The organism is Actinomadura sp. KC06 (genome assembly GCF_004348735.1).
In the GTDB taxonomy this organism is placed as follows: domain Bacteria; phylum Actinomycetota; class Actinomycetes; order Streptosporangiales; family Streptosporangiaceae; genus Spirillospora.
Window position 1 is genome coordinate 36,373 of sequence record NZ_SMKT01000035.1, and the last position, 12,969, is coordinate 49,341.

Below are 12,969 nucleotides of genomic sequence, written 5' to 3' on the forward strand. Positions count from 1 at the left end.
CTGTGCCTTTCGACGCGGTGCTGCTGGCGGGCGGGCGGGCCCGGCGGTTCGGTGCCGACAAGCCCGCAGCGCCGCTCGGCGGGCGGACGCTGCTCGAATGGGCGGCGGACGCCGCGTCCGGCGCGTCCCGGCTGATCGTGGTGGGGCCGCGGCGGGACGTCCTGCCGGAGGCCGTCTTTGTGCGGGAGGATCCGCCGGGCGCGGGGCCGGTCCCGGCGCTGAGGGCCGGGCTGGCGGAGGTGCGGTCGCAGTGGCTGGTGCTGCTGGCGGCCGATCTGCCGTTCCTGCGCCCCGTCCACGTGACCGGGCTCCTGGACGCCGCGGCGGAGCGGGCCGGAGCCGTCCTCCTGGACGACGAGGGCCGCGAGCAGTGGCTCGCCGGCTGCTGGCGGTCCGCGACGCTGCGGGACGCCCTCAACGCTTACACGGGCGCGTCGCTGCGCGGGCTCCTCGGCCCGCTCGACCCGGCCCTGGTCGCGCCGCCGCCTGGTTCGCGTCCGGCCTGGTACGACTGCGACACCCCGGAGGATCTGGCCGCCGCCGAGCACCTGCTTTGATCGTGTGAGAGTGGGCAGGTTCGGCTGGACGACGCGAGAAGGGGGACCCATGCCGGTGCTGGAGGACTGGATCAACGCGGCCTGCCAGGAGCTGGGCCTGGAACGCGGCGACATCGACCAGGGCCTGGTGCTGGACCTCGCCCGCGACGTCGCGCACGGCGTCGCGCGGCCCGGCGCGCCGGTCACGGCGTACCTGCTCGGCCTCGCGGTCGGGCGCGGCGTCCCCGCGCGGGACGCCGCCGCCCGGCTGACCGAGATGGCCGAGGGCTGGCAGTCGGCCGCCGCCGCGGAGCCCGCCGCCGACGTCCCCGGGCCCGCGCCCGAGGTCCCGGAGCAGATGGGCGGGACCGTCCTCGACGACGCCTAGTCCTCGTTCCGCGCGGGCGCGTCCCGCTCGGCGACGGGGACGACGTCCTTCAGGAAGTCGCGGCGGCCGAGGAACGCCGACAGGCTCTCGCGGTGCTCGTCGCACGCGAACCAGATCTTCCGCCGGTCCGGAGTGTGGATCTTCGGGTTGTTCCACCGCAGCGCCCACACGGCGTCGGCGCGGCAGCCCTTGGCGGAGCACTGCAGTTCCTCGGGGCCGGTTCCCTGAACGGAGTCGGTCATCCGGCAACTCTGGCACAGCCCGCCGGGCACGGCGCGCCCGCTCCGCGTTCCGGCCGGTGACGCGCGTTTCGCCCGGTGATCCCCGGATAGGACCCTGCCGTGCGGACGGAGCCTGCGGACGCCGGAGGCCGGGCGGCGGAGCGGCGGCGCCGCTGGGAGGCGCTCTCGGTCTGCCTGGTCGCGGCGTTCATGACCCTGCTGGACGTCAGCATCGTCAACGTGGCGCTCCCGTCGATCCGGGAGGGCCTGCACGCGTCCGCCGCGGAGCTGCAGTGGATCCTGTCGGGGTACGCGCTGACGTTCGGGCTCGTCCTCGTCCCGGCCGGGCGGCTCGGCGACGCCCGCAGCCGCCGCGCCGTGTTCCTGTCCGGGCTCGCGCTGTTCACGCTGGCGAGCGCGGCGGCCGGGATCGCGCCGACGATCTCGTTCCTCGTCCTGGCTCGGCTCGTGCAGGGCGTCGCGGGCGGGATCCTGAACCCGCAGGTCGCGGGGCTGATCCAGCAGCTGTTCCACGGCGCGGAGCGGGGCCGGGCGTTCGGCGCGCTCGGCGCCGTCATCGGCATCGCCACGGCGGTCGGGCCGCTGCTCGGCGGCGGGCTGATCGCGATCGCCGGGCCCGAGGAGGGCTGGCGCTGGGTGTTCTACGTGAACGTGCCGGTCGGCGTGGTGGCGCTGGTGCTGGCGTGGCGGCTCCTGCCCGCGCCCGTCTACGGGGAACGGCAGGGCCTGGACCCGCTCGGCGTCCTCCTGCTCGGCGCGGGCGTCGTGTGCGTGCTGCTGCCGCTCGTCCAGGAGCAGCAGTGGAAGAGCGACCTGAAATGGCTGCTGGTGCTCGCGGGCGCGGCCCTGATCGCGCTGTTCACCGTGTGGGAGCGCCGAGCGGGGACGCCGATGGTGGACCTCGGCCTGTTCCGGCTCCGCTCGTACGCGCTCGGCTCCGCGATCGCCCTCCTGTACTTCGCCGGGTTCACCGCGATCTTCTTCATCTTCACGCTCTACCTGCAGAACGGTCTCGGCTACAGCGCGCTCGGCGCGGGGCTCGCGATCACCCCGTTCGCGGTCGGGTCCGGCATCGCGTCCGCCGCGGGCGGCCAGGTCGTGGCTCGGTACGGGCGCCCGCTCGTCGCCGCCGGGCTCGGCGTGGTCCTGGTGGGTCTCGGCGCGGCGTGGGTGGCGGTCGAGGTGCATCCGGGGTCCGGCGTGGCCTGGTGGACGGCGGCGCCGCTGCTCATCGCGGGCCTCGGCAGCGGCCTGGTCATCGCCCCGAACCAGACGATCACCCTGTCGGAGGTGCACTACACCGAGGGCGGCAGCGCGGCGGGCGTCCTGCAGACGGGCCAGCGGGTCGGCACCGCGACGGGCATCGCCGCGGTCGGGTCGGTGTTCTTCGCCACCGTCGCCGGGACGGGCGGGGACTGGGCGGCGGCGTTCCGGCACGGGCTGATCGTCATCCTGGTGTTCGTCCTGGCGGCGCTGGCCGCGGCCGTCGCCGACCTCGTCGCGGGCCGCCGCGCCGTCCGTGAGGCGGCCCGCCGCCGCGGCTGAGCTACCGGCGGCGGAGGGCGCGGGCGGCCAGGGCGAGGACGGCCGCGCCGCCGAGCACGGACGCCGCGAGGACGCGGTTCTGCCGCCTGATCCGCGCCGGGATCTCCGCGTACGGCATCGTCGAGAACGACACCAGCTCGTACCGGGACACGTAGCGTCCCGCCAGCCGCCGCTCCAGCGCGTGCGTCGCCGCCCGCTTCGCCCGGTAGACCGGCGACGACACGCGGTCGCGCATCTCGATGAAGTTGTCGAGGGCCATCTCCGCGATCGCGTCGGTGTTGGCCTTGCGCCGCTCCTGGTAGAGCGACAGCGCGCGGGCCCAGTCGCCGCCCGCCTCGGTCAGGCACCGGTCGATCTCGATGCAGTCCTCGAACGCGCAGTTGGCGCCCTGCCCGAAGAACGGGACGATCGCGTGCGCCGCGTCGCCGAGCAGCGCCACGAGCGCGCCGTCCCCGTACCGCGTCCACGGCCAGCACCGGACGGTCACCAGCGACCCGACCGGGTTGTGCGCGTAGTCGTCGGCCAGGTCGGGCATGAGGCCCGCGACGTCCGGATAGTGGCGCTCGAAGTAGGCGGCGACCCTCTCCGGCGTGTCGAGCGCGGCGAAGTCGTCCTTGGGCCAGAACAGCGTGCAGGTGAACGACCGGTCGAGGTTCGGCAGCGCGATCATCATCGTGGTGCCGCGCGGCCAGATGTGCAGCGCGTCGGGGTCGAGCGCGAACTCGCCGTCCTTCGGCGGGACGGTCAGCTCCTTGTAGCCGTGCTCCAGGAAGTCGGCGTCGTCGCCGTCCAGCGCCAGGGATCTGCGGACCGCGCTGTAGGCGCCGTCCCCGGCGAGGACGACGTCGGCGGGCTCGGCGTCGGCCTCGTCCAGGAGGATCGTCCCGGCGCCGGCGTCCACGCCGGTGACGCGCTGGGAGAACCGCAGCGTGACGCCGGGCGTGGCCTCGGCCGTGTCCAGCAGCGACCGGTTCAGCTCGGCCCGGCTGACGGAGTTGATCGCGCGCTCGCCGTCCGCGCTGTAAGGCTGGAAGTTCTGGCCGCCCGCCAGCGGATGCACCATCCGGCCGTGCATGGGCAGCGCCTGCTTGAGCAACTGGTCGCGCAGCCCGACCTGCTCCAGCGCCGCCAGGCCGCGCGCCGAGATCGCCAGGTTGATCGAACGCCCGCGTTCGGCGCCCGCGACCCGCGGGTCGGGACGCCGCTCGTACACCGTCACCGGGATGCCCCGGCGGCCGAGCAGCACCGCCAGCAGGCAGCCCGCCAGCCCCGCGCCGACGATCGCGACCCGCTCGCCTCCGCCCTCCTCACGCCCCATGGACGGGGACCTCCTCCGTCTGGGACCTGACCTCCCACAGATCCGGGAACGCGGGCGCGAACAGCGTCTTGCGCAGGTAGTCGGCCCCGGCCGACCCGCCGGTCCCGACCTTCGCGCCGATCGTCCGCTCGACCATCTTCAGGTGCCGGTACCGCCACTCCTGGATGCCCTCGTCCACGTCGACGAGCGCCTCGCAGACCTCCATGCCGGGCCCGGACTCGTCCGCGTACGCGGCGACCAGCGCCTTCTGCACCCCGGCGTCCGGCTCCCACGGGCGGGACGTGTCGCGGTCGAGCGCCGCGCGCGGGACGGGGAACCCGAGCCCGTCCAGGTAGCGCAGCAGCGAGTCGAACATCGACGGCCGCGCCACCGCCGCCTGGAGCCGCTCGTCGTCGCGCAGGTCCGAGGCCGGGAACGCGCGCCGCCCGAGCACGGCCTCGATCTCGCGGAACTGCTCGCTCTGGAACCCGCTGGACGTGCCGAGCTCGCCGCGGAACGCCGCGAACTGGCGGGGCGTCATCGTCTCCAGGACGTCCAGCTGCCCGACCACCGTCTTGAGGATCTTGGCGATGCGGCGCGCCGTGTGCAGCGAGCCGGCGCTGTTGCCCTCCTCCAGCCGGCGCTGCAGCAGCGCCGACTCGTGCAGGATCTGCTTGAACCACAGCTCGTACACCTGATGGATGATCACGAACAGCAGCTCGTCGTGGGCGGTCGTCCTGGGCTCCTGGCAGGACAGGAGATCATCGAGCCGGAGATAGCCGCCGTACGTCATCGTCGGCGAATCCGTCATCAGGCCTCCTCGCGGCACACCGGATACAGAACCGCAGCATATGGGACGCCCCTTCGGACGGCGGACGCCCCGTCAGTCGGGGACGGCTGGTTCGCCGAGCGGAGCTCGTCCGTTGGATGGCGGTGGGTGGGGGCTGGAGGACGGTCAGTCGAGGTCGCCGGCGGCGAGGCGGACGGGGTGGAGCGCGGCCGTGATCCCGGCGGCCTGCGCGGCGGGGAGCCCGGCGATGCCGAAGCCGGACTCGTTGAGCGCCAGCGTCGCCTCCTCGGCGAGCTCGCGTCCGGCGGGCGTGATCGTGGCGAGGACGACGCGGCGGTCGTCGGGGGAGGGGCCGCGGCCGACGAGGCCGCGCTGCTCAAGGCGTCCGATCACGTTGGTGACCGAGGCGGGGTGGACCATGAGCCGGGTGCCCATCTTGCCCATGGGGAGCGTGCCCGTGCGCGTGAAGGCGAGCAGCCGCAGCGCCTCGTAGGCGGCGAACGTCAGCGCGTACGGTTTGAGGACGGCCTCGATACGGCTCAGCAGGAGCTGCTGGGCCCGCATGACCGATGTGACGGCCGCCATGTGGTCGGCGTGCTCGGGCCACCGGAGGCTCCATTGGCGGTGGGCCTCCGCAATCGGGTCGCTCATATCGGGCATCGGGCCACCGTACGTGGTCTTGACTGGCTCGCGCATGGAAACTATTTTAACTTCCAAATATTGGATGTCCAAGGGTTGAGGTGAGAGCGGTGACGGGGGACCTGCACAAGCCCGAGCACCCGGTCCGGTTCGTGACGGCGGCGGCCCTGTTCGACGGCCATGACGCGGCGATCAACATCATGCGGCGCATCCTGCAGTCGCAGGGCGCCGAGGTGGTGCACCTCGGGCACGACCGCTCGGTCCGCGAGGTCGTCGACGCCGTCCTGGAGGAGGACGCGCAGGGTGTCGCGATCAGCTCGTACCAGGGCGGCCACGTCGAGTACTTCGAGTTCCTGTCGCGCAGCCTGAAGGAGGCCGGCGCCGAGCACGTGAAGGTGTTCGGCGGGGGCGGCGGCGTGATCGTCCACGAGGAGATCGCGCGGTTGTCCGGGGCCGGGGTGCGGATCTTCTCGCCGGAGGACGGCCAGCGGCTCGGCCTGCCGGGGATGATCAACGAGCTGGTGCGCGACTGCGACGTCGACCTCGCCGCCGAGCCCGCCCCGGCCGAGGCCGTGGTGGCGGGGGAGCGGCACGCGCTGGCGCGGGCCATCACCTGCCTGCAGGCCGGGAAGCTGCCCGGCGACGACCGGGCGCTGCTCGCCGAGGCGGCGGGCAAGCGGCCCGTCCCCGTGCTGGGGATCACCGGGACGGGCGGCTCCGGGAAGTCGTCCCTCACCGACGAGCTGGTGCGGCGTCTCCGCGTCGACCAGCAGGACAAGCTGCGCGTCGCGGTCCTGGCCGTCGACCCGACGCGGCGGCGCGGCGGCGGCGCGCTGCTCGGCGACCGCATCCGGATGAACGCCCTGGACGGCGACCACGTCTTCTTCCGCTCGCTGGCGACCCGCGGCGCGCGGGAGCTGCCCGACAACATCGAGGACATCGTCGGCGCCTGCAAGGCCGCCGGATACGACCTCGTCATCCTGGAGACGCCCGGCATCGGGCAGGGCGACGCCGCGATCGTTCCGCTGGTCGACGTGTCGCTGTACGTGATGACGCCCGAGTTCGGCGCCGCGACGCAGCTGGAGAAGATCGACATGCTCGACTTCGCGGACGTCGTCGCGATCAACAAGTTCGAGCGGCGCGGCGCGGCCGACGCGCTGCGGGACGTGTCGCGGCAGCTCGTCCGCAACCGGGAGGCGTTCGGGCAGCGGCCCGAGGACATGCCCGTGTTCGGCACCAGCGCCGCCACGTTCAACGACGACGGCGTCACCGCGCTGTACCAGCACCTGGGCGGCCTGCTCGGCGAGCACGGCCTGGAACTGGCGGACGGCGTCCTGCCGGAGATCACGACGAAGGTGTCGACCGGCGCGGCGACCGTCATCCCGCCGGGCCGGGTGCGGTACCTGTCGGACATCTCCGAGACCGTGCGCGGCTACCACGCCGACACGGTGAAGCAGATCGAGGCGGTGCGCCGCGTCCAGCGGCTGGACGAGGTCCGCGCCGAGCTGACCGACGCGTCCGAGGTCGAAGAGCTGCTGGCCGGGGCGCGCCGGGACGTGGCGCCGGAGAACGCCGACCTGATCGAGGGCTGGCCCGCGGTGGTCGAGTCGTATTCGGGCGACGAGCAGGTCGTGCGGATCCGCGACAAGGAGCTGCGCACCAAGCTGACGCGCGAGTCGCTGTCGGGCAGCCGCATCCCGCGCGTCGCGCTGCCCCGCTACACCGACCACGGCGAGCTGCTGCGGTTCCTGCGGAACGAGAACCTCCCCGGACGGTTCCCATACACCGCCGGTGTGTTCCCCTTCAAGCGCGACAACGAGGACCCGGCGCGCATGTTCGCGGGCGAGGGCGACCCGTTCCGCACCAACCGCCGCTTCAAGCTGCTCTCGGAAGGGCAGCCCGCGACGCGCCTGTCCACCGCGTTCGACTCGGTCACGCTGTACGGGCGCGACCCGGACGAGCGTCCCGACGTGTACGGCAAGGTCGGCACGTCCGGCGTGTCGATCGCGACGCTGGACGACATGAAGGCCCTCTACGACGGGTTCGACCTGTCGTCGCCGACGACGTCGGTGTCGATGACCATCAACGGCCCCGCGCCGACGATCCTGGCGTTCTTCCTCAACACCGCCATCGACCAGGGCCTCGACGCCTTCCACGAGGAGCACGGGCGCGCGCCGTCCGAGGAGGAGGCCGCCGTGATCCGCGCGCGCGTGCTGTCCACCGTGCGCGGCACCGTCCAGGCCGACATCCTCAAGGAGGACCAGGGGCAGAACACCTGTATCTTCTCCACCGAGTTCTCCCTGCGGATGATGGGCGACATCCAGGAATGGTTCATCGCCAACAAGGTCCGCAACTTCTACTCGGTGTCCATCTCCGGCTACCACATCGCCGAAGCCGGCGCTAACCCCATCAGCCAGCTCGCGTTCACCCTCGCCAACGGGTTCACCTACGTCGAGTCGTACCTGGCGCGCGGGATGGACGTGAACGACTTCGCGCCCAACCTGTCGTTCTTCTTCTCCAACGGCATGGACCCCGAGTACAGCGTCCTCGGACGCGTGGCCCGCCGCATCTGGGCCGTCGCCATGCGCGACCGGTACGGCGCCAACGAACGCAGCCAGAAACTGAAGTACCACGTGCAGACGTCCGGGCGCTCCCTGCACGCGCAGGAGATGGACTTCAACGACATCCGCACGACGCTGCAGGCGCTCATCGCCATCTACGACAACTGCAACAGCCTCCACACCAACGCCTACGACGAGGCCGTCACGACCCCGACGGCCGAATCGGTGCGGCGCGCCCTGGCGATCCAGCTCATCATCAACCGGGAGTGGGGCCTGGCGATGAACGAGAACCCGCTGCAGGGGTCGTTCATCATCGACGAGCTGACCGACCTGGTCGAGGAGGCGGTGCTGGCGGAGTTCGACCGCATCAGCGAGCGCGGCGGCGTCCTCGGCGCGATGGAGACCGGTTACCAGCGCGGCCGCATCCAGGACGAGTCGATGCTGTACGAGCAGCGCAAGCACGACGGCTCCCTGCCGATCGTCGGCGTCAACACGTTCCGCAGCCCCGGCTCCGGCGACGGGACGCCCGACACGATCGAGCTGGCCCGCGCCACCGAGGAGGAGAAGCGGTCCCAGCTCGACCGCGTCCGCGCCTACCAGGACGCGCACCGCGACGAGGCGCGGGCGGCCCTCGACGCGCTCAAGGACGCGGCACAGGCCGGCGAGAACGTGTTCGCGGTCCTGATGGACGCGGCCCGGGTCTGCAGCCTCCAGCAGATCACCGACGCGTTCTTCGAGGTAGGCGGCCAGTACCGCCGCAACGTATGAGCGGAGCGAACCGGGTGGTGTGGGGGGTCGGCCCCCCACGAGGGAAACGTATGACGGTGGACGACACCGGCACCCCGGTTCCCGTTCCGGACCGGGTGCGGCGGGTGGTGTCGATCGTCCCGTCGCTGACGGAGACGGTCGCGGTCACCGCTCCTGGGCTGCTGGTGGGCGCCACCGACTGGTGCACCCACCCCGCTGACCTGGACGTGCCGCGCGTCCGGGGCACCAAGAACCCCGACCTGGAGAGGATCGCGGAGCTGCGGCCGGACGTCGTCCTCGGCAACACCGAGGAGAACCGCCCGGCCGACGTCGACGCGCTGCGCGCCGCCGGGATCCCGGTCTGGATGACGGAGATCCGCACCGTGGACGAGGCGCTGGCGTCGCTGCGCCGGATGCTCGCCGGGGCGTGCCGCGTCCCCGCGCCGGGCTGGCTGGACGAGGCGTCCCGCGCCTGGTCCGAAGCCACGCCCGGCAAGCCGCGCACCGCCGTCGTCCCGATCTGGCGGCGGCCGTGGATGGTCGTCGGACGCGACACCTTCACCGGCGACGTCCTGTCCCGCCTGGGCGTGTCCAACGTCTACGCCCGCCACCCCGACCGGTATCCGAAGATCCCGCTCGGCGAGCTGAACGCGTCCGGCGCCGACCTGGTCGTCCTGCCGGACGAGCCCTACCGGTTCACCGAGGACGACGGCCCCGAGTCTTTCCCCGCCATCGACGTGGCGCTCGTCAACGGCAGGCACCTCACCTGGTACGGCCCGTCCCTGGTCGAGGCCCCGGCCGCGCTGGCCCGCGAGCTGGCCGCCCCCCGGACCTACTGAGTCAGACCAGTCAGACCTGGAGGTCCTTGGCGATGATGGTCTTGAGGACCTCGCTGGTACCGCCGTAGATGCGGGTGACGCGGGCGTCCGCGTACAGCCGTGCGATCGGGTACTCCAGGATGTAGCCGTAGCCGCCGTGCAATTGCAGGCACTTGTCGACCACGCGGCCCTGCACCTCGGTGCAGAAGAGTTTGGCGACGGCGGCGTCGGCGGGCGTTAGCTCTCCCGCGTCGAGGGCCTCGATGCAGCGGTCCACCAGCGACCGGGCGGCCTCCACCTCGGTGGCGCACTCGGCGAGGACGAACTTGGTGTTCTGGAACGACGAGACGGTCTTGCCGAAGACTGTCCGGTCCTGCACGTACCTTCGGGCGAACTCCACGGCCGCCGCGGCCGACGCGTAGGAACTGGTGGCGATGCCGAGCCGCTCCTCGGCCAGGTTGTGCGTCAGGTACTCGAACCCGCGGCCCTCCTCGCCGAGGAGGTCGTCCACCGGCACGCGGACGTCGGTGAACGACAGCTCGGCGGTGTCGGAGCTGCGCAGCCCGATCTTCTCCAGCTTGCGGCCGACGGCGTAGCCCTCGCTCCTGGTGTCCACGGCCAGGATCGACAGGCCCGCGCGGCGGTTCTCCGGCGCGGCGGGGGAGGTGCGGGCGACGACGAGCACCCGGTCGGCGAGGACGCCGCCGGTGATGAACGTCTTGGCGCCGTTCAGGACGTAGTGGTCGCCGTCGCGGCGCGCGGTCGTCCGCATCCCGGCGAGGTCGGAGCCGGTGCCGGGCTCGGTCATCGCGATGGCCGTCATCATCTCGCCGGACGCGAACGGCGGCAGCCACCGCTTCTTCTGCTCGTCCGAGCCGTACTTCAGCAGGTAGGGCAGGACGAGGTTGACGTGCACCCCGTAGCCGCCGAAGCCAACCCCGGCGCGGGCGCACTCCTCGGAGACCACCGCCTGGTACTTGAAGCTGGTCTCGCCCGCGCCGCCGTACTCCTCGGGGACCTGGATGCCGAGCACGCCGAGTTCGCCGAGCTTGCGGTAGAAGTCGCGCGGCGGGTGGCCCGCGTCCTCCCACTCGCCGTAGACCGGCGCGACCTCGGCCTCGATGAACGCCCGGATCGTCTCCCGGAACGCCTCGTGGTCCTCGTTGAACAGGGTGCGGCGCACGCGGGTCCCCTTTCGCTCCCTGGCCTGGCGGAACGCACAACCTAACTCGAACCCCATTCTAGAATCAATCGCGGCGCGGGTGGGACCGCGACGGATTCGGCGGTCAGCAGCCCGGTTCGCAGACGCGCCTGGACAGCGCCTTGAGGAAGAGGTCCTGCACCTGCCCGGGCGTCTCGGCCACGTAGGCGTCGCCGTTCGTCAGCCGCGCGATCCGCCTCAGCTCCTGGACGTCGACGTCCGGTCCGTACCCGAACATGTTGATCAGGACGGGACGCTCCGGGTCGTACTCGCGGCGTATGTGGTCCAGGGCCTCGGCGAGCGAAGGGCCCTCCGGGTCTTGGTTCCTGCCGTCCGTCCACAGCAGGACGGAGTTCACGTACTCGGGCTTGTAGGTCCGCTTCATGTGGTCGAACGCGGCCATGACCGTGTCGTACAGGCCCGTCCCGCCGCCCCTCTTGACCCTGATCTGCGCGAACGCGCTGAGCACGAGCTGGCGTCGGGTGGCGGAGCCGAGCCGCTCGCCCAGGGGGCCGACGCTGACCAGCTCCCGCCAGTCGCGGCCGCCGCCCAGCTTCGTGGAGAACACCCATTGGCCGAGCTCGCTGTCGTCCGGCAGCAGCGACAGCCCGCCCTGCGCGGTGCGCACCGTCGACTGCAGCCGCGTCACGCCCGGCGCGACCCGCTCGTCCATGGAGCCCGAGACGTCGATGACGCTCAGCATCCGGATGCTCAGCGACAGCTGCGCCCACTGCTGCATGGTGCGCCGCACCTCCGCCCCCGGCGCGGGCGGCAGCGCCTTCGGCGCGCCCGGGTTCAGGCCGGTCCGCTCGGAGAACGCGGCGGGCGCGGCGCCGTCGGGCGTCCGGAACCCGAGGCTCCGGACGTCGTCGCGCGTCGCCCCGGACGAGAGCGCCTCCCACAGCAGCCGGCCCGCGCTCGCCACCGCCGGGTCCTTGGACAGGACGGTCACGGGATGGTCGAGGAACACGGTCCCCTCGGCCGGATACACCGCGGCCGCGGGCTCGGACGGACGCCGCGCGTTGTAGGCGAACACCGCCTGCTCCGGCGCGAGCGCGACGGGATAGCGGTCGTCGCCTCCCGCCTTCCGGAACGCGTCGAACTCCGCCTTGACCGACGCCACGATCCCCTCGCGGAACGTCCGCACCACGCCGGTGAACAGCGCCCGGCCCTCGGCGTCGCCCGACAGCAGCGCGCTGGCCAGGAGCAGCGCGCCCATCCCGGTGGCGTCGCGGTCGGGGTCGGGGACCTGGAGCCGCAGCAACCGCGGCGGGATCACGCCGCCGCCTCCGCCGACGCCGGGCCCCCGATCGGAGTTCCCGGCCGTCCCGGCCGCCGCGAGCAGCTCCCGCCAGGTGGGCCGCGCCGGCGCCCCGAGGTTCCGCAGCTGCGCCGCGAGCCCGCGCGGCATCGCCAGGACGATCGGGGTCGACGCCATCCCGCCGAGCCGGACGGACGGCCCCGTGGTTGTTTGTCCTGTCGCGGTCCCGTCCCGGCCGGAGCCCTCGACGAGCTTCGTCCAGAGGGACGAGTCGGGGATCCAGACGTCCGGCCGCTCGGTGACCCCCGCGCTGCCCCTGCCGGACAGCAGGGTCGCGACGGCTGCCGGGTCGGTCGGACGCACCAGGGCGCGGGCGCACCGGCCCCCGACCTCGTGGCGGGCGTCGTTGAACCGTCCCGCGGCCCGGATCACCGCGGGCGCGACGTCCGGGGCCGCGGCCACCTCGACGGTGAGCGCGCCGTCGCCCGAGCACTCGCCGGCGCGGGACGCGAGCGCGTACACGCCGAGGCCCGCCAGCAGCACGAGCCCGGCCGCGCCCGCGAGCGGCCCCAGCAGCTCGCCGCCGACCCGCCTCGGCGGACGGAACGAGCCCCGGCGCCACCACGGCGACTTGGCGGCCGCGTGCGCCGGCCCCGGCCGCCTGCCCGTCCGGCCGGGGCCCCCGGCGGCGGCACCGGACGTGTCGCCCGCCGCCGCGCCCGCACTGCCCGCTGGCATGCCGGACGGGACACCGCCCAGGTAGGAGGCGCCCAGGAAGGTGTAGGGGCTGTTGGTCCCGCCCGTCCCCGACGGGTTTCGGGGTGCCCACTCGGGCACGTCGTCGCGTCCGTTCATCGCCGATCTCCATGAGACACATTGATGATCTGTCTCAGTAGGGGCAGGTGTGATGTTCGTCTCATCGGTGTCGTCCGTCAAGGGGTCCG

General features: G+C 72.9%; 11 protein-coding genes. 5 read left to right on the plus strand and 6 right to left on the minus strand.

The features are described from left to right. The first annotated feature begins 2 nt into the window (after positions 1–2). Positions 3–557: a molybdenum cofactor guanylyltransferase gene (locus tag E1287_RS13990; RefSeq protein WP_131965351.1), complete on the plus strand. Its 555-nt coding sequence runs from the start codon at positions 3–5 to the stop codon at positions 555–557. A 49-nt stretch (positions 558–606) separates the two neighbouring features. After that, a complete protein-coding gene (locus tag E1287_RS13995) occupies positions 607–924 on the plus strand; it encodes a DUF6457 domain-containing protein (RefSeq protein ID WP_165968994.1) in 318 nt (105 codons plus the stop codon). Here the strand turns inward: E1287_RS13995 and E1287_RS14000 are convergent. After that, the gene (locus tag E1287_RS14000) at positions 921–1,166 is read right to left on the minus strand and encodes a hypothetical protein (RefSeq protein ID WP_131965352.1); all 246 of its coding nucleotides are present in this window, start codon (positions 1,164–1,166) and stop codon (positions 921–923) included. The two genes, E1287_RS13995 and E1287_RS14000, sit on opposite strands and share 4 nt — an antisense overlap. A gap of 99 nt (positions 1,167–1,265) precedes the next feature. On the opposite strand from E1287_RS14000, the gene E1287_RS14005 reads away from it, so the two are divergent. Next, positions 1,266–2,711, plus strand: coding sequence for a DHA2 family efflux MFS transporter permease subunit (locus tag E1287_RS14005; RefSeq protein ID WP_243718991.1), 1,446 nt, complete (start codon positions 1,266–1,268; stop codon positions 2,709–2,711). A 1-nt stretch (position 2,712) separates the two neighbouring features. On the opposite strand, the gene E1287_RS14010 is transcribed toward E1287_RS14005, so the two are convergent. The 3 genes from E1287_RS14010 to E1287_RS14020 all read right to left on the minus strand — a co-directional run bounded on the left by E1287_RS14010 (position 2,713) and on the right by E1287_RS14020 (position 5,494). After that, complete coding sequence (locus E1287_RS14010; RefSeq protein WP_131965353.1) at positions 2,713–4,029, minus strand: NAD(P)/FAD-dependent oxidoreductase; 1,317 nt, start codon at positions 4,027–4,029, stop codon at positions 2,713–2,715. Beyond that, the gene (locus tag E1287_RS14015; protein WP_131965354.1) at positions 4,019–4,819 is read right to left on the minus strand and encodes a tryptophan 2,3-dioxygenase family protein; all 801 of its coding nucleotides are present in this window, start codon (positions 4,817–4,819) and stop codon (positions 4,019–4,021) included. Before E1287_RS14015 ends, E1287_RS14010 begins: the two co-directional genes overlap by 11 nt. A 144-nt stretch (positions 4,820–4,963) precedes the next feature. After that, a complete protein-coding gene (locus E1287_RS14020) occupies positions 4,964–5,494 on the minus strand; it encodes a MarR family transcriptional regulator (protein ID WP_243718993.1) in 531 nt (176 codons plus the stop codon). A 53-nt stretch (positions 5,495–5,547) separates the two neighbouring features. On the opposite strand from E1287_RS14020, the gene icmF reads away from it, so the two are divergent. Further along, entirely contained in the window at positions 5,548–8,766 is a 3,219-nt protein-coding gene (gene icmF / locus E1287_RS14025) for a fused isobutyryl-CoA mutase/GTPase IcmF (RefSeq protein ID WP_131965355.1), read from the plus strand. Between the two features lie 50 nt (positions 8,767–8,816). Then, the gene (locus E1287_RS14030) at positions 8,817–9,584 is read left to right on the plus strand and encodes a helical backbone metal receptor (protein ID WP_131965356.1); all 768 of its coding nucleotides are present in this window, start codon (positions 8,817–8,819) and stop codon (positions 9,582–9,584) included. 10 nt (positions 9,585–9,594) lie between these two features. Here the strand turns inward: E1287_RS14030 and E1287_RS14035 are convergent, their stop codons facing one another. Then, positions 9,595–10,746 (minus strand): acyl-CoA dehydrogenase family protein, encoded by a 1,152-nt coding sequence (locus E1287_RS14035; RefSeq protein ID WP_131965357.1) that lies wholly within the window; start codon positions 10,744–10,746, stop codon positions 9,595–9,597. 103 nt (positions 10,747–10,849) lie between these two features. Beyond that, positions 10,850–12,880 (minus strand): substrate-binding domain-containing protein, encoded by a 2,031-nt coding sequence (locus tag E1287_RS14040; RefSeq protein WP_131965358.1) that lies wholly within the window; start codon positions 12,878–12,880, stop codon positions 10,850–10,852. Between the last annotated feature and the right edge of the window lie 89 nt (positions 12,881–12,969).

Excerpts from the sequence above, each read along its gene's own strand:
- E1287_RS14010 (WP_131965353.1), bottom strand. The coding sequence starts at position 4,029 with ATGGGGCGTGAGGAGGGCGGAGGCGAGCGGGTCGCGATCGTCGGCGCG.
- E1287_RS14015 (WP_131965354.1), bottom strand. The coding sequence starts at position 4,819 with ATGACGGATTCGCCGACGATGACGTACGGCGGCTATCTCCGGCTCGAT.
- E1287_RS14020 (WP_243718993.1), bottom strand. The coding sequence starts at position 5,494 with ATGCGCGAGCCAGTCAAGACCACGTACGGTGGCCCGATGCCCGATATG.
- E1287_RS13995 (WP_165968994.1), top strand. The coding sequence starts at position 607 with ATGCCGGTGCTGGAGGACTGGATCAACGCGGCCTGCCAGGAGCTGGGC.
- E1287_RS14040 (WP_131965358.1), bottom strand. The coding sequence starts at position 12,880 with ATGAACGGACGCGACGACGTGCCCGAGTGGGCACCCCGAAACCCGTCG.
- E1287_RS14000 (WP_131965352.1), bottom strand. The coding sequence starts at position 1,166 with ATGACCGACTCCGTTCAGGGAACCGGCCCCGAGGAACTGCAGTGCTCC.
- E1287_RS14030 (WP_131965356.1), top strand. The coding sequence starts at position 8,817 with ATGACGGTGGACGACACCGGCACCCCGGTTCCCGTTCCGGACCGGGTG.